This window comes from Pantoea sp. Aalb (assembly GCF_009829985.1).
Taxonomy (GTDB): Bacteria; Pseudomonadota; Gammaproteobacteria; order Enterobacterales; family Enterobacteriaceae; genus SZZU01.
Genome location: NZ_SZZU01000001.1, coordinates 45287 through 63888 on the forward strand (window position 1 = coordinate 45287; position 18602 = coordinate 63888).

General features: G+C 29.0%; 13 protein-coding genes. 8 read left to right on the forward strand and 5 right to left on the reverse strand.

Going from position 1 to position 18602, the window contains the following annotated elements; translation table 11 throughout:
- Positions 1-20 precede the first annotated feature (20 nt).
- From lptD to leuA, 5 genes are all read right to left on the reverse strand, one after another.
- Positions 21-2537 carry an LPS assembly protein LptD gene (gene lptD, locus FD728_RS00170; protein WP_159933606.1) on the reverse strand — a complete coding sequence of 839 codons (2517 nt, stop codon included), beginning with the start codon at positions 2535-2537 and terminating at the stop codon, positions 21-23.
- 637 nt (positions 2538-3174) lie between these two features.
- On the reverse strand, positions 3175-3801 hold the full coding sequence (gene leuD / locus FD728_RS00175) for a 3-isopropylmalate dehydratase small subunit (RefSeq protein WP_159933608.1): 627 nt from the start codon (positions 3799-3801) through the stop codon (positions 3175-3177).
- A 16-nt stretch (positions 3802-3817) separates the two neighbouring features.
- On the reverse strand, positions 3818-5215 hold the full coding sequence (gene leuC / locus FD728_RS00180) for a 3-isopropylmalate dehydratase large subunit (protein ID WP_159933610.1): 1398 nt from the start codon (positions 5213-5215) through the stop codon (positions 3818-3820).
- Entirely contained in the window at positions 5187-6317 is a 1131-nt protein-coding gene (leuB, locus tag FD728_RS00185) for a 3-isopropylmalate dehydrogenase (protein WP_370516237.1), read from the reverse strand. Before leuB ends, leuC begins: the two co-directional genes overlap by 29 nt.
- 17 nt (positions 6318-6334) lie before the next feature.
- A complete protein-coding gene (leuA, locus tag FD728_RS00190; protein WP_159933612.1) occupies positions 6335-7900 on the reverse strand; it encodes a 2-isopropylmalate synthase in 1566 nt (521 codons plus the stop codon).
- A 546-nt stretch (positions 7901-8446) separates the two neighbouring features.
- Between leuA and ilvI the strand changes: the two genes are divergently transcribed.
- The 8 genes from ilvI to mraY all read left to right on the forward strand — a co-directional run bounded on the left by ilvI (position 8447) and on the right by mraY (position 18602).
- A complete protein-coding gene (gene ilvI / locus FD728_RS00195; RefSeq protein WP_159933614.1) occupies positions 8447-10171 on the forward strand; it encodes an acetolactate synthase 3 large subunit in 1725 nt (574 codons plus the stop codon).
- A gap of 2 nt (positions 10172-10173) precedes the next feature.
- A complete protein-coding gene (ilvN, locus tag FD728_RS00200; RefSeq protein ID WP_159933616.1) occupies positions 10174-10665 on the forward strand; it encodes an acetolactate synthase small subunit in 492 nt (163 codons plus the stop codon).
- A 960-nt stretch (positions 10666-11625) separates the two neighbouring features.
- A complete protein-coding gene (rsmH, locus tag FD728_RS00205) occupies positions 11626-12564 on the forward strand; it encodes a 16S rRNA (cytosine(1402)-N(4))-methyltransferase RsmH (RefSeq protein WP_159933618.1) in 939 nt (312 codons plus the stop codon).
- Between the two features lie 16 nt (positions 12565-12580).
- On the forward strand, positions 12581-12910 hold the full coding sequence (ftsL, locus tag FD728_RS00210; RefSeq protein WP_159933620.1) for a cell division protein FtsL: 330 nt from the start codon (positions 12581-12583) through the stop codon (positions 12908-12910).
- 5 nt (positions 12911-12915) lie between these two features.
- A complete protein-coding gene (ftsI, locus tag FD728_RS00215; protein WP_159933639.1) occupies positions 12916-14631 on the forward strand; it encodes a peptidoglycan glycosyltransferase FtsI in 1716 nt (571 codons plus the stop codon).
- A 40-nt stretch (positions 14632-14671) separates the two neighbouring features.
- Positions 14672-16168 (forward strand): UDP-N-acetylmuramoyl-L-alanyl-D-glutamate--2,6-diaminopimelate ligase, encoded by a 1497-nt coding sequence (gene murE / locus FD728_RS00220; protein ID WP_159933641.1) that lies wholly within the window; start codon positions 14672-14674, stop codon positions 16166-16168.
- A complete protein-coding gene (murF, locus tag FD728_RS00225; RefSeq protein ID WP_159933643.1) occupies positions 16165-17526 on the forward strand; it encodes a UDP-N-acetylmuramoyl-tripeptide--D-alanyl-D-alanine ligase in 1362 nt (453 codons plus the stop codon). Before murE ends, murF begins: the two co-directional genes overlap by 4 nt.
- The gene (gene mraY / locus FD728_RS00230; RefSeq protein ID WP_159933645.1) at positions 17520-18602 is read left to right on the forward strand and encodes a phospho-N-acetylmuramoyl-pentapeptide-transferase; all 1083 of its coding nucleotides are present in this window, start codon (positions 17520-17522) and stop codon (positions 18600-18602) included. The genes murF and mraY overlap by 7 nt, the downstream gene beginning before the upstream one ends.

The window sequence follows — 18602 nt, forward strand, 5'->3', positions numbered from 1 at the left end:
TTTTATTAAAGATAATAATATCAAAAAGCAGTACTTTGGTAAGGAATTATAGGATGACGAAAAATATCATTTTCATTTGAAGAGTCATGAGTATTAAAACCACGTAGCTCAATATTAAACGAAATTTGATTATCATCACGAATATTATTGTTATCTAAAATATTACTTTTATGCTTATATCCTAGACGAATAGCATAACAACATGAATTATATTGAATACTTAATAATTGTTCAATTGATCTATTATTATGGAGATCATAATAATAACTTCCTACCATTGACCAATCATTAATAATAGGCCATTTTGCCGTGATACCTAACTGTGATACTCCAGAATTATATAAATTATTTAAAAATTTTGGATGATTAATAACTTCAGATACATATTTAGGATTAGTATAACGATAACTTAATTGTAACGTACGATTATTGTCTACATGATAATCTATAATTGTATTACCCTGTAGTATATTATTAAATTGAGTATTATACCTTAGCTCCGCACTCATCTTCCAATAATCATTTATTTGCCAATAAGTATTGCTTGCCCAAGTTATTTTACTATTACCTTCGTTTCTATTCATGTTTTTTTTATTTATAAAATACGGATCAAATGAATATGCTTGACCTACAGATAGTCTAAAACGTTCAAGAAAATTATTATCGTAAATACGGGTAGTAACTCCTGTTCTTAATTCATTAGCTGAAGTTATACGATCTAATCCACTGTATGTTCGATCACGAAATAAACTATTATAATTGGTTTGTAATATTTTTGAATCATAAAGATAAATATTATTTTGATCACAATATGGAATATATAAATATTGAACATGTGGTTCTATTGTTTGTGTATATCCTTTTGTTATTTGACGGTCTAAAAACATATAACTATCAATTTTAAATTCAGGTAATATTCGACTAACTGAAGTTTTTAATAAACCACCATGATTCAATGAATTTATATTATTAGATTTTATATTATTATTATAATAATTAACTCCATCTTGTTTATAAGATGTTGCTAATAATTTGAACTGACTGTTCAACCTAATCCAATTATTAAAAAATGGGAAATTTATAGTTGGCTCAAAATGCAGGCGAGTCGTTTGAGGCATATAACGATTTACATTCTTGAATTTTACAGCTTGACTATAAATATGAATATTAAATGGTCCAATATTATTTTGATAATTTACATCAAGTTGTGGAATTGCTCGATATAAATTATAAAGTTTATTATTTCTATCAAAAATTTGAAAATCTTTAATAGAAAAAGTAGAATCCCAATGAGAAAATGTATTATATAAATTTAGTTGTTGTTTACCATCAACATCATTAAAATTTATATAATCAAAATCTTTCAAGTAATTTGGATTACTTATCCTAGTATAGTTTAAATTAAAGCGCCAATGCTGATTAAATAATCCATCATGATGCCAATAAAATAACCATTTATCATAGTTATTGAATTTTCTTTTGACAGAATTTTGAGATTCTTCATTATGTTTTTTAAAATGGTTATTGAATGTATTGAAAGGTAAATAATTTAAATTTAATATACCTTGACCAAAATGAGTTAAATAACGAAATTCATTTTGCAAATACAAGCCACGATTGGTTATATATTGAGGTATAATAGTAACATCAGCCTGAGAGGCAATATTCCAATAATATGGAAACTGAAGTTTAAACCCGTTGTTAACATCATAATTAAAACTAGGAGATAAAAACCCTGAACGACGATGGTCTCCAGTCGGTAGTTGTAAATAAGGGCTATAAAATATAGGTATATTGCCAATTTTAAAGCGAGCATTCCAAATTTTAGCTAATTCTTCTTCACGATCTTGAATTATAGTTGAACCAACTATACTCCAACTATTAAAATTTGGTAAGCATGATGTAAAGCTGCCATTTTCCATAATTGTATAACGGCCATAATTACGTAATTTTATTTTCTCAGCAGCACCTCTACCTTGGCGACCTACTAGCTGATATTCGCCATTCCATACATTAATATCTTTAGTATTCAAATCTGTCCATACTTTTTTGCCTTTAAGAATTATTTGATTATCATCATAATGTACATGACCTAAAGCATCAATAGTGTGTATCGGTACTTTATCTTGATCTTGATTTTTTAACTGTTTTTTATGAAATCGTATTTTATCAGCATGTAAATTACTATTACCTTGTTGTAAATTAACATTACCATTGAATTCTATATATTTTGGATAGGTACCATTAGCGAAATTAGATTTAATGGTAATTGGTGGGTTATTTTTATTGTGATTACTATTGGTTACAGAAGATTTATTACTTGGTGTATTTTGAATACATTTTGACATTAAATTATTAGAATCAGATTTAATAGTAATTGGTAGGTTATTTTTATTGTGATTACTATTGGTTACAGAAGATTTATTACTTGGTGTATTTTGAATACATTTTGATATTAAATTATTAGCATATAAACACTTATTATAAATCGTTAAACTAACTATAGTAGATAGTAAAGTAATTATATATTTTTTCATACGTAGTCTTAATAATTCCCTGAAACATATATTATGTTGATAATTTTATTATGAACTAATACAATGTTGTCCTTAACAATATTAACATAATATAATGATAATTAAATATTGTTTCTTTTATTATTTAATAATATTATGATTTTAATAAATTGAGAGATAAATTAAATATAATTTATAAATCTAAATCTAAATCTAAATCTAAATCTAAATCTAAATCTAAATCTAAATAATCTATTTTTTTATTTTTATCTTATTATTAAATTTTAATTTAATACATGTAAAATTATTCTTTAAAATAATTGTACTTTAAGATTATGTTTATTTATTTTGCTCTTTACATAAAGAAGCAGTATATCATCATATTAATATCTACTTTAATGAAACTCTAACTATTGTTGTATTATTATGCTATATCATTATAACAAATTCTAATATTTATTTGTTTATGCTTATTTATACTAAGTAATAAATTTTATATAAAAAATAGATAATCAGTCAATTAAGTTTAATTTCATTTAAGAAAATACTTTTTAAAAGTAGTTAATGTAGTGTAGTTATTAATATAATTGATTATGATGTAAATTTTTATAATAAAGTATTATGATAGTAAAATATCATACATAATAATAGTAAAATATCATACATAATACTTGCTATGAATTATTCTTTTAAAAATATCAAAATTTTCGTAATTTATGATTTTAGCTTCGTGTTGTAATGTTAAGCTGATATCATCAAGCCCGTTAATCATACAGTTACGACTAATGTTATCTATGTAAAATCTATAGTTTTTATTATTAGCTATGACTATTTGTTCTTCTAAATCTACTTCAAAAAAAATACCTGGTTGATTATTAACTAATTGAAACATAGATTCTATATTTGATGCAGATAATTTTACTGGTAGAAGTTGATTTTTTAAACTGTTAGTATAAAAAATATCAGCGAAACTTGATGCAATTATCACTTGAAATCCAAAGTCAATAAGTGCCCATAATGCATGTTCACGTGAAGATCCACAACCAAAATTTTCACGAGTAAGTAAAATAGTAGCATATTGATATTCTGATTTATTTAAGACAAAGTTAGTTTTTGGTATAAAACCTTCATCATCCTCAAATCGCCAGTTATGGAATAAATGTGAACCGAAACCAGTACGAGTTACTTTTTGTAAGAATTGTTTTGGAATAATTGCATCAGTATCAACATTTGCATTATCTAGTGGTACTACGATTCCTTTATGTTTAGTAAATTTTTTTACCATGATTTTTCTTAATATATTAAATAAATTGACGAATATCTGAAAAACGACCTTTTACTGCAGCAGCAGCAGCCATAGCAGGACTCATTAGATGAGTACGTCCACCTCGACCTTGGCGATTTTCAAAATTGCGGTTGCTAGTTGAAGCACAGCGTTCTCCAGGATTAAGTTGATCATTATTCATAGCTAAACACATTGAGCAACCTGGAAGACGCCATTCAAATCCAGCATTTAAAAAAATTTTATCTAATCCTTCTTTTTCTGCTTGTATTTTTACTTGATTAGAACCAGGTACAATAAGAGCCATGACATTCGATGCAACTTTACGTCCTTTGACAATTTCTGCAACTACACGTAAATCTTCAATACGTGAATTAGTACAAGATCCAATAAATACTTTATTAATAGTGATATCAGTTAGCTTAACACCTGGTTTAAGATCCATATAAGATAATGCTTTCTCTACAGATGCTCTTTCAACTGGATCATCAAATAATAGTGGATGAGGAATAGTTTGATCGATTGCTATTACTTGACTAGGATTAGTTCCCCATGTGATTTGTGGAGCAATATCAGTTACATTTAATGTTTTGATAGAATCAAATATAGCGTTATTATCAGATTTTAAAGTATGCCAATAGGCAATAGCTTTCTTCCATTGTTCACCTTTCGGTGAAAATCTTTTTTTCTTTAAATATTTAAATGTAGTATTATCTGGTGCAATAATACTAGCTTTAGCACCCATTTCAATTGACATATTGCATAAAGTCATACGACTTTCCATGCTCATTGCTTGAATTACTGATCCATGAAATTCTACAACATAACCACTACCTCCAGCACTGCCAATTTTGCTGATAATAAAAAGAATTATATCTTTAGCAGTAATATATGGATGGATATGGCCTAAAACTTCAATTTGCATTGTTTTAGCACGATCTTGTTTTAAAGTTTGCGTTGCGAGTACATGTTCTACCTCTGATGTGCCAATTCCAAATGCTAAAGCACCAAATGCTCCGTGAGTAGCAGTATGAGAATCTCCACATACTATTGTCATTCCTGGTAAAATAATACCTTGTTCAGGAGCGATAACGTGAACAATACCATGAAATGGATGATGTAAATCATATAATTCGATATTAAAGTCAGAGCAATTTTTTATTAATTCTTGCATTTGAATTCGAGCCATCTCACCAGATGCGTTAATATTTTTTGTTTTAGTAGAGACATTATGATCCATGGTGGCAAATGTTTTAGATGGTTGTCGTACAGTACGACCATTTATTCGTAGTCTATGAAAAGCTTGTGGTGATGTGACTTCATGAATTAAATGACGATCAATATATATCAATGGAGTTTCATTAGGTGCTTCATAGACAACATGTGAATCAAATAACTTCTGGTATAAGTTTTTCATTTTTATTTTCCTTAACAATAAAACTCGCAATGATACTACCCATTTCATCAGTATTTACAGTGATAGCAGATGGATTATTAGTTAGTAAATCACAAGTTCTATAGCCTGCTTCTAATGTTTGACTGATAGCACGCTCGATGCTATCAGCAGCTTCATTAGCATTAAGGCTATATCTTAATAATAAGGATAGAGAAAGAATTTGTGCTATTGGATTAGCTATATTTTGACCTGCAATATCTGGTGCAGAACCTCCTGCTGGCTCGTATAATCCAAAACCATTTTCATTTAAACTAGCAGATGGCAACATACCTATTGAACCAGTAATCATGGCACATTCATCAGAAATAATATCGCCAAATAAGTTAGAACATAATAGTACATCAAATTGTGATGGTTCCTTAATAAGTTGCATTGTAGCATTATCAATATACATATGCTCTAATTGAACATCTGGATAAAATTTAATAGCAATATCATTAACAATTTCACGCCACATTATAGAGCTTTGTAAAACATTAGCTTTATCGATAGAAGTCACTTTGTTACGACGCTTACGAGCAGCTTTAAAGGCAATATGTGCGATACGTTCGATTTCAAAATAATAATAAATTTCAGTATCAAATGCATGTTCGTATGGTCCATTGCCTTTACGACCTTTTGGAGTTCCAAAATAAATACCTCCAGTTAATTCACGTACACAAAGAATATTAAATCCACGAGAAGCAATATCGTTACGCAAAGGACTAAACATTTCCATTCCTTTAAAAAGCACTGCAGGACGTATATTACTAAATAATTTAAAATATTTACGTAATGGTAATAAAGCACCACATTCTGGTTGTTTATTTAATGGAAGATAATGCCATTTATTTCCCCCTACTGAACCTAAAAGAATAGCATCTGATTGTTTAGCACCAAAAAGAGAACATGAAGGTAATGGATCTCCGTAACGATCGATAGCTATACCACCTATATCATATTCACTAGTAGTTATATGTAGGTCAAAACAAGTACAAATTACATTTAAAATTTTTATAGCTTGTCCCATTACTTCTGGACCAATGCCATCACCAGACATGACTGCTATATGAAAATTTTTCATAATTATACCATTCTATGTTAAAATACTTTATTATGTTCATTAAATTTACGATGTAATAACTCTTTCTTAACTTGTTTAGCTTTAAAAATGCTATTTAACGCATTTTCCATCGCTTTTGCAGAAGATTCAACGATATCAGTTGCTAAACCGACTCCATGAAATTTACGACAGTAGTATTTGACAACAATATCTACTTGACCAAGTGCATTTTTACCGTGACCTTTAGAGCTTAATTTGTAGGTTAAAAGTTCTACTTCAAAACCAACAATGCGATTAATTGCTTGGTAAATAGCATCTACAGGACCGTTACCAGTAGCAGCATCAGCTTTTATTTCATTACCACATTTCATTTGTACAGAAGCAGTTGCCATTATATTTGTTCCAGTATGAATATTGAATGATTTAAGTTGAAAGTATTCTACTTCTTCATTTTGTTGATTAATAAACGCTAGAGCTTCCAAATCATAATCAAATACTTGACCTTTTTTATCTGCTAACTTTAAAAAAGCATCATATAATCTATCTAAGTTATAATCAGAATCTTTATAACCCATTTCTTCCATACGATATTTTACGGCTGATCTACCTGATCTTGATGTTAAATTTAATTGAATTTTATGCAAGCCAATAGATTCTGGATTTAAAATCTCATAGTTCTTACGATTTTTTAATACTCCATCTTGATGAATTCCAGAGGAGTGAGCAAAAGCATTTGAACCAATTATTGCTTTATTAGCTGGAATTGGCATATTACAAATTTGACTAATAATTTGACTAGTACGATATATTTCTTTACAGTTAATATTAGTGTATACTTTCATCATATTTTGACGTGTTTTTATAGCCATAATAATTTCTTCTAGTGCACAATTACCAGCACGTTCACCTAAACCATTTAACGTCCCTTCAATTTGTCTTGCTCCAGCTAATATAGCAGCAATAGAATTACCTGTTGCCATACCAAGATCATTATGTGTATGTACTGAAATAATTGCTTTATCAATATTTGGCACACGGTTGATTAATTCCATAATAATTCCTGCGTATTCATTTGGAAATGTATAACCTACAGTATCTGGAATATTAATAGTAGTAGCTCCAGCATTTATAGTAGCCTCAACTATTCGGCATAAATCATCAAGTGGAGTACGACCACCATCTTCGCAAGAAAATTCTACATCATTAGTATAATTACGAGCTCTCTTAGTCATATAAACAGCACGTTCAATGATTTTTGGCATTGTACTATGTAATTTAGTAGTAATATGTATTGGTGAAGTAGCAATAAAAATATGTATACGAAAGGCTTCTGAACTACACAATGCTTTATAAGCAGCATCAATATCTTGCTCTACGCATCGTGCCAAACTACAGATTCGGCTATTTTTAATATTATTAGCTATAGTTTGTATAGATTCGAAATCTCCTGGAGATGAAATTGCAAAACCAGCTTCTATGATGTCTATACCCATCCTTTCTAATGCTAGAGCGATTTGTAATTTTTTTTTTACACTTAAGCTAGCTTGTAATGATTGTTCACCATCACGTAAAGTTGTATCAAAAATAATAATTTGTTGGCTCATAATCATGTTCCTTATAATGTTACTTAGACATTTTAATATCTTTAATGTAATTAGCATAAAAAAAACCCGCGATTAAGCGGGGGGAGGGGTTATGCTAATTACATTATAATTAATTATTAATTTTGATTATTATCAATCTTAATTCTAATAATCAAAGCAAATTATTTCAATAAGATATTTATTATCAATGAAATAAAGAAAACACCTAATAAAAATATTATTTATTATTTAATTTTAATAAATTAATAATTAAATTTTTTAAATTAAATAGATATAATTATTAAATATATAATATTTATTTAAAATTCTCTTATTTCTTCTAATAACTTAATATCTAATATTTTTTATAAATTAAAAATTAAATAACATTAGTAAAATTTATAAATTAACTATTATTTACATGAAATAAATAAATTCTATTTTTATATTTTAAAAAGATTAATTTTTTATTATTAATAAACGAATAGACACTGAAATACTATTGACATAGTGTAAATTAGAATTGAGTTAAGTAATCGAATTCCTCGATTATAGAGGAGATAGAAAATGGAAATGTTATCAGGAGCTGAAATGATTGTCCGTTCATTAATTGCTCTAGATGTAAAGCAAGTATTCGGTTATCCAGGTGGAGCAGTATTAGATATTTATGATGCACTAGAAACAATAGGAGGTATCAAACATATATTAGTTCGACATGAGCAAAGTGCAGTACATATGGCTGATGGTTTAGCACGAGCAACAGGAAAAGTTGGAGTAGTATTAGTGACATCTGGACCAGGTGCAACTAATGCTATTACAGGTATTGCAACAGCATATATGGATTCTATTCCAATAGTTATTTTATCAGGACAAGTAAATTCTTCGTTGATTGGTTATGATGCTTTTCAAGAATGTGATATGGTTGGAATTTCACGACCTATAGTAAAACACAGCTTTTTAGTAAAAAATACCGCAGAAATTCCTATTATAATTAAAAAAGCTTTTTGGCTTGCAGCAAGTGGTCGTCCAGGGCCAATAGTAATAGATTTACCTAAAGATATTCTTAATATAACAAAAAAATTACCATATGTTTGGCCAAAAAAAATAACTATTCGTTCTTATAACCCTACTTTTCAAGGACATAAAGGACAAATTAAACGCGCATTAAAAACTCTTCTTGCAGCATGTAAACCAGTATTTTATATCGGAGGTGGTGTTATTAATTCAGGTTGTGAAGCAGAATTATTACAATTGGCAGAAAAATTAAATATTCCTGTAACTACATCCTTGATGGGGCTTGGTGGATTTCCAGGAACTCATCGACAATGTATAGGAATGTTAGGTATGCATGGTACTTATGAAGCTAATATGACGATGCATAATGCTGATTTAGTGTTTGGTATTGGTGTGCGCTTTGATGATCGTACTACTAATAATGTATCTAAATATTGTCCTCACGCTACTATAATGCATATTGACGTTGACCCCACTTCAATATCTAAAACTATTAGCGCTGACGTTCCAATAGTTGGCGATGCAAAACAAACATTATTAAGAATACTAGAACTATTAACTCCATTCGAAAAAAAACAACAATTTAATAGATTGCATGATTGGTGGCAGAAAATAGAAGATTGGCGTAATTATAAATGTCTAGAATTTGATAGAAATAGTAATAAAATTAAACCACAAGCAGTTATAGAAAAAATTTGGCATTTAACAAAAGGTAATGCATACGTAGCTTCTGATGTTGGTCAACATCAAATGTTTACTGCACTTTATTATCCTTTTAATAAACCACGTCGCTGGATTAACTCTGGTGGTTTAGGTACAATGGGATTCGGTTTACCAGCTGCATTAGGTGTAAAAATAGCATTACCAAAAGAAACAGTGATTTGTATAACTGGCGACGGTAGTATTCAAATGAATATTCAAGAACTATCAACTGCTCTACAATATAACCTTCCAGTATTAATATTAAATCTTAATAACCGTTTTTTAGGAATGGTTAAACAATGGCAGGATATGATTTACTCTGGACGTCATTCCCAATCTTATATGAAATCATTACCGAACTTTATACATTTAGCTGAAGCTTATAATCATGTGGGTATTTCAATTGAGTATCCATCTGAATTAGAAGAAAAATTAACATTAGCTTTAGAAATTTTATCCAAAGGCTATTTAGTCTTTGTTGATGTAACTATTGACAGTAATGAGCATGTTTATCCGATGCAAATTCAGGGAGGTGCCATGAATGATATGTGGTTAAGTAAAATAGAGAGAACTTAATTATGCGTCGTATTTTATCAGTTTTGCTTGAAAATGAATCAGGAGCTTTATCTCGCGTGATAGGATTATTTTCACAACGTGGTTATAATATTGAAAGTTTAACTGTAGCCCCAACTGATGATCCAACACTTTCACGTATGACCATCCAAACAGTAGGAGATGAAAAAATACTTGAACAAATTGAAAAACAACTCCATAAGTTAATAGATGTACTGCGTGTAAATGAGCTTGGACAATTTGCATATGTTGAACGTGAAATTATGTTAGTAAAAATTCAATCAAATGGATATAGTCGAGAAGAAGTAAAGCGTAATATAGAAATCTTTCGTGGTCAAATTGTTGATGTAACATCTATACTATATATAGCACAATTATCAGGTACTAGTAATAAATTAAATGCTTTTCTTAATATTATAAGAGAAATATCAGAAATTGTAGAAATAGTACGTTCAGGTATTGTAGGAATATCACGTGGAGATCGTATAATGCGTTAATTATTTAACGTAATGTACTTACTCAAAAGATTTTTATGATGTTATATCTTAACTTTAATTTTAATATTTTAATACTTATTTACTTTTTATTAAAAAGCGATATATAATTATATATTATATTTTAAACGTATTTTTGTTTGATTTATGTTTTTTTATTTAATTAATTTTTTATCTTAATGTATATTTAATTAATTATGTATTTATCCAATAAAATTTATTTCTCTAAAATGTAAAATATTTTAAAAATTTTGTTGGATCTTGATATTAATCATTTCGTAAATGATTAATATCATAATAAAAATAAAGTATAAATTTTTAATTATTTATATTTTAACTTAAAACAAGTAAATACTTAATTTAAGTAATATTGTTTATTTAAAATTAAAGTCATAGATGGAATGATATAAATATTTTTCATAGATAAACATTCTGCTTTAAGTAGATTTTAAAGTATATATTTATTATCTCATTAATAACTGTATTAATTAACTTATTCAATAGTTAACTATTCATTTAATGAATTATGATATTAGTTTTCTATGATGATTAATCGTATTTAAAAATTAATTTTTTTTAAATTAAATAATTTATTTTATTCAATAAAAAATATATTCATCTATTTTATTAATTTATATCTTTTTTGTTTTTATGACTCATTTAATTAAAATTATTTTTCTTTTTACATCAATATATAATAACTAAACTATTTTAACTTACTATGAATAAACGTGTATTAAACTAATAATAGTTATATTATATATTTGTTAAGTAACTTTTACTCTTATAATATTTATTGCTATAAGACAACTTACATAGAGTTTAAATTTAAATATAAAAATTTAATGTTAGTTATTATAAATAATTTTTATTAAATTAATTCGAAATCTTAACTGGTGCAGCAATATTTATTTAAAATAATTATAAGCTTTATTGCTATACAATATATATATAATTATAATAATGTATAAAAAATATACACATAATACAGTAATGTTAGAACAAGCAGTTAATAGCCTAAATATTAAAAAAAATGGAATTTATATTGATTGTACTTTCGGAGTAGGTGGTCATTCTCAATTGATTCTATCAAAGTTAGGTAAAACCGGCAAATTACTAGCTATTGATCGAGATCCACAAGCTATAGCTATTGCATCTAAAATAAAAGATCCACGGTTTTCTATTATACATGGATCCTTTTCGTCTTTACTAGAATATGTAACAAAACGTGGATTAATCGGAAAAATTGACGGTATTTTACTAGATCTTGGTGTTTCTTCTCCACAACTAAATGATCCTGAACGAGGTTTTTCTTTTATGTATGATGGGCCATTAGATATGCGCATGGATCAAACACGAGGACAATCAGCTGCAGAATGGCTATTAAAAGCCAAAAAAGCTGATATAACTTTTGTATTAAAAAAATATGGAGAAGAGCGTTTTGCTAAACGTATTGCCTGCGCTATTGTAGAACAAAATTTTAAAAAACCAATAATGACCACTAAAGAATTAGTTAAAATTATTACAGCTGCTATACCAATAAAGGATAAATTTAAGCATCCAGCAACACGTAGCTTTCTAGCAATTAGAATTTGGATTAATAAGGAACTAGAAGAGATAAATAGGTTATTAAAAGATGTTATTCCTATATTGGCCTTAAATGGCCGTCTTTCAATTATAAGTTTTCACTCACTTGAAGATCGTTTAGTAAAACGCTTTATACGTAATCAAAGTCGTGGGCCGCAAGTACCTATTGGTGTCCCAATAAGCGAAATGCAATTAAAAGAAATTGGTGGTTATAAGTTAATAAATATTGGAAAACTAATTCCTGAAAAAATAGAAATTAAAAAAAATCCATGTGCACGTAGTTCTATACTTCGTATTGCTGAAAAAAAATATTAATTACTAGAAGATAGTTATGGTAAGAAAAGAACGTTTTAATTTAGTTAATATTATTTATAGTGATATGTTGCTATTCGGAAAAATTATAATATTATTTTTTTTTGTAATAATATCTTCAATTCTTGTCATCACTATTACACATAAAACACGGTTATTAGCTGCACAGCGTGAACAGTTAATATTAGAACATGAAGCTCTTAATATTGAATGGCGTAATTTAATTTTAGAAGAAAACTCTCTTGGAAATAATGGTCGTATTGAACGCATAGCAAAAGATAAATTACGAATGCAAGATATTGATCTTTATAAGGAACATATATTAATAAAAAAACGTAAGGAATATTAAAGTTAATGAGTAGTGCAGAGAAAATGCTGCAATTTAATAAACAAAAAAATCAATTTAGTTTTATAAATTGGCGTTTTTTAGTGTTATGTAGTTATATTTTTTTATCACTCACTGCTTTGTTATTACGTATTGCTTGGTTACAAATAATTAATAATGATAAATTGATTAAAGAGGCAGACTTACGTTCATTACGTGTGCAATCTATTCCTACAGCACGTGGAATGATCAATGATCGTAGTGGTCGACCATTAGCGGTTAGTGTTCCGTTTAATGCAATTTGGGTAGATACTAAAGAGCTGTATAATCATAAAAGCTTTTCATTAAAAAATCATTGGAAAGCATTATCAAATATTTTATCTATACCAATTCATCAATTAAGGATTCATATTAATATGAATCCTAAAAGACGATTCGTTTATTTAGCACGTCAAGTAAATCCAGCTATTGGAGAATATATAAAAAAATTAAATATTCCAGGTGTTTACCTTAGAGAAGAATCACGTCGCTATTATCCTAGTAGTCATGTTACTGCACATATAATTGGTTTTACTAATATTGATAGTCAAGGATTAGAAGGTATTGAGAAAAGCTTTAATAAATGGTTAACTGGTAAACCTGGTAAACGTATAGTGCGTAAAGATCTTTATGGACATGTTATTGAAAATATTGCATCTGTAGATAGTCATACAGCTTATAACTTAACACTTAGTATTGATGGACGATTACAAGTATTAGTAAATAGAGAATTAAATAACGCTACAAATTTTAATAAAGCTGAATCAGGAGTAGCAATATTAGTAGACGTAAATACTGGTGAAATATTAGCATTAGCAAATAGTCCATCCTATAATCCAAATAATCTCATTAATACACCTAATTATATTATACGTAATCGTGCTATTACTGATAGTTTTGAACCAGGTTCAACTGTAAAACCTATGGTTATTATGACTGCATTACAACATGGGATAATAAAAGAAAATAGTATATTGGATACTACACCTTATTATATAGATGGGCATAAAATTAAAGATATAGTAAATTATAAATCATTAACTTTGACTGAGATTTTACAAAAATCAAGTAATGTTGGAGTTTCACGTTTAGCATTATCAATGCCACCATCAGCTTTACTAAATACATATGCTAATTTTGGTTTAGGAAAACTTACTAATATAGGATTAACTGGTGAGAGTAAGGGATTATATCCTAAAAAACTTCGGTGGTCTAACTTAGAAAGAGCAACTTTTTCCTTTGGTTATGGACTTATGGTCACACCATTACAGTTAGCACGAGTTTATGCAACGATTGGTAGCTATGGTTTAACATATCCAATGTCGATTATAAAAGTTGATTCTCCAGTATTAGGTAAACGAGTATTTCCAGAAAATATTGTTAAAACAGTTATACATATGATGGAAAGCGTAGCTTTACCAGGAGGTGGTGGTATAAAAGCTTCTGTTAAAGGCTATCGTATAGCTATTAAAACAGGTACAGCTAAGAAAGTTAATTCAAAAGGGCATTATATAAATAAATACATAGCTTATACTGCAGGAATAGCACCTGTTAGCCATCCTCGTTTTGCACTAGTAGTGGTAATTAATAATCCTCAAGCTGGAAAATATTATGGTGGTACAGTTTCTGCTCCAGTATTTAGTGCTATTATGGGTAAAGTTCTACGAACAATGAATATTGCACCAGATGCACTACCTTTATTATAGTAACAAATAAGTAATTACTTAATAGGGGTATCAAAAGAAAGTGAGCAATCAAGTAACATACTGTAACTTACGCGACTTACTTTTTTCTAGAGTACCTAATGTACCTTCAATTATATTACGTGATATGGTAATAGATAGTCGTTCTGCGGTATATGGTGATCTATTTATAGCTGTAGTAGGGCATCGTTTTGATGGTCGTCATTTTATTTCTCATGCAATATCTCAAGGGGTAGTTGCTGTTATTGCCGAGGCTGAAGGTGTAGCTAAAGACGGTGATATACGTGAATTTAATGGTATTCCAGTTATTTATTTGTCGCAGTTATTAAAACATCTTTCTTCGTTAGCTGGATGCTTCTATCAACAACCTGCTAAGAAATTAAAAATTATTGGTGTAACCGGAACTAATGGTAAAACGACTACGACGCAATTGATTGCACAGTGGGCAAATATATTAGGTAAAAATAGTGCTGTGATGGGCACAATAGGTAATGGTTTATACGGATATTTGACTCTAACAGAAAATACTACTGATTCAGCTGTAGAAGTACAACGTAATTTATATAATTTTGCAAAGAAACAAGTTAGCTTAGTTGTGATGGAGATCTCTTCTCATGCTTTAATGCAATATCGTGTTGCTGCATTACCATTTGAAATTGCAGTATTAACTAATTTAAGCCGTGATCATCTTGATTACCATGGTGATATACAAAATTATGAATCAGCAAAATGGCGACTTTTTTCTGAACATAAAGTTAATAATATTATTATTAATGTAAATAATGAAATAGAACATCGATGGTTTATTAAATGTCCAAATGCTGTTGTTGTTACAATTAAAAATAATTTACAACTAAATACTAACAATTTTATAAAATCTAGATTTATTGATTATCATCATGCTGGATCTCATATCAATTTTAGTTCTAGCTGGGGTGAAGGTAAGATTGATAGTCAATTGATTGGTAAGTTTAATGTAAATAACTTGCTATTAGCTCTTGCAACTCTTTTAACTCTTAATTATCCATTCAATGAATTAGTTAACAGTGCTTCTCAACTGAAACCAGTATGTGGTCGTATGGAAGTATTTACTAAACCAGGACAAAGTACTGTAATTGTAGATTATGCTCATACACCAGATGCTTTAGAGAATGCTTTGAAAGCAATACGTTTACACTGTAAAGGAAAATTATGGTGTGTATTTGGATGTGGAGGTGATCGAGATAGAGGTAAAAGAGCATTAATGGGTAATATCGCGGAACGATATGCAGATGTAGTAATTATAACTGATGATAATCCACGTAGTGAAGAATCAAAAGTTATAATAAATGATATTATTTCTGGTGTATATGCTCCGGAACGAGTACATATTATTCCTAATAGGCTACAAGCGGTCACTAATGTTATAATGAATGCAAAAATTGATGATATAATATTAATTGCAGGTAAAGGACATGAATTATATCAAATTATTGGTAATCGACGTATTAATTATTCCGATCGATTTACTGTTGCTAATTTATTAGGCATATCTCTATGATTCCCATTTCTCTTAAAACTTTATCAGAAATTAGTGGTGGTAGGCTATATGGTAGGGATCTAACTATTGTAAATGTTACTACCGATACACGTAAATTTATTACTGGTAGCCTATTTGTAGCATTAATAGGAAAACATTTTGATGCTCATGCTTTTGTCGCAGAAGCAGTTACAAAAGGTGCGAGTGCACTTTTAGTTAATCAACTTATGCCTACTTCAATACCGCAAGTTGTAGTATCTAATATGCGTATTGCCTTTGGTCAACTTGGAGCTTGGGTTCGCCAACAATCAAAAGCACGCGTGGTAGCACTCACTGGTTCTTCAGGTAAAACTTCCGTAAAAGAAATGACATCAGTTATTTTAAGTCAATGTGGTAAAACATTATGTAATATAGGTAATCTAAATAATGATTTAGGTGTACCAATGACTTTATTACGTCTTACGAAAGAACATGATTATATAGTTATTGAGCTTGGTGCTAATCATAAAGGTGAAATTGCTTACACTACTAATTTAGTTTGCCCAGAAGCTGTATTAATAAATAATTTATCAGCATCACATTTAGAAGGTTTTGGTTCTTTAGCTAATGTAGCTAAAGGTAAAGGTGAGATTTTTAATAATCTTCCTATACATGGTACTGCAATTATTAATGCTGATAGTAATGACATGACTAACTGGTATTCATATTTAGTGAATAAGAAATTATGGAGTTTTTCTCTTAAACCAATTACTAATGCCGAATTTAGCGCCAGTGATATCGTATTTAAAACAACTAGTACATTTTTCACCTTACATACTCCACGAGGTAATATAGATATTAAACTCCCATTGCCTGGTCGTCATAACATTGCCAATGCATTAGCTGCTGCAGCACTTTCTATGTCTGTAGATGCATCATTATCTAATATTCAAACTGGTTTACAAAAATTATCCCCTTGTCCTGGTAGGTTATTCCCAATTTATTTAACAACTAATAAATTAGTACTTGATGATAGTTATAATGTAAATATTGGATCTATGACGGCTGCTATTGATGTATTAAGTCATATGCCTGGTTTTCGTGTGCTGGTTACGGGGGATATGTTAGAATTAGGATGTCAATCAGAAGCATTACATATCAAAATAGGTGAACTAGTTAAAAGTGCAGAAATTGATTATATACTAAGCATTGGTAGATTTAGCCATTTAATCAGTGAAAAAAGTAATAAAGGTAAACATTTCACTAATAAAAATTTACTTTTGGAACATTTATGGATAATGATATGTGAATATAAAAATATAACGATTTTAATTAAAGGTTCACGTATGGCAGCCATGGAACAGATAGTATATGGCTTACAGGAGAAAGCAAAATGCTAGTATGGCTAGCTAAATCTTTAGAATTTTTTTATTCTGGTTTCAACATTTTTTCATATCTCACATTCCGCGCAGTAATTAGTTTACTCACAGCTTTGTTTATTTCTCTCTGGATGGGTAAATCTATGATTTTTTGGTTAAAAAAATTTCAGATTGGTCAAACTGTACGTAATGATGGTCCTGAATCACATTTAAGTAAGTGTGGGACACCGACCATGGGTGGAATTATGATTTTAATCTCAATTACTATTTCAGTTATGATCTGGGCATATCCATCTAATCCATATATTTGGTGTGTATTAATAGTTCTTTTAAGTTTTGGTTTTATTGGTTTTATTGATGATTATATTAAAGTAGTACATAGAAATTCTAAAGGATTATCTGCATATTGGAAATATTTTTGGATGTCATTAATATCAATATTTTTAGCTTTAGGTATATATATTACAAGTAAAAATACATCAGCAACCCAATTGGTTATACCATTCTTTAAAGACATTACACCACAATTAGGTTTTTTTTATATTATATTAGCTCATTTTGTTATTGTAGGAACTGGTAATGCTGTCAATCTAACTGATGGTTTAGATGGTCTAGCTATTATTCCTACTGTACTTGTAGCTGCTGGATTTGCTCTTATATCCTGGGTAAGTGGTAATATAATATTTGCTGAATATTTACATATTCCATATTTGCATCATGCGAGTGAATTAGTCATTGTTTGTACTTCTATTATTGGTGCAAGTTTAGGATTTTTATGGTTTAACACTTATCCAGCACAAGTATTTATGGGTGATGTAGGTTCATTAGCTTTAGGTGGTGCATTGGGAACATTAGCAGTATTATTACGTCAAGAATTTTTATTAATAATAATGGGTGGTGTATTTGTTATTGAAACATTATCTGTCATTTTACAAGTAGGATCATTTAAAATACGTGGTCGACGTATTTTTCTTATGGCTCCAATCCATCATCACTATGAATTAAAGGGATGGCCAGAACCACGTATAATAGTTCGCTGTTGGATTATTTCTTTAATATTTGTATTAGTTGGATTAGCAACATTAAAGGTACGTTAA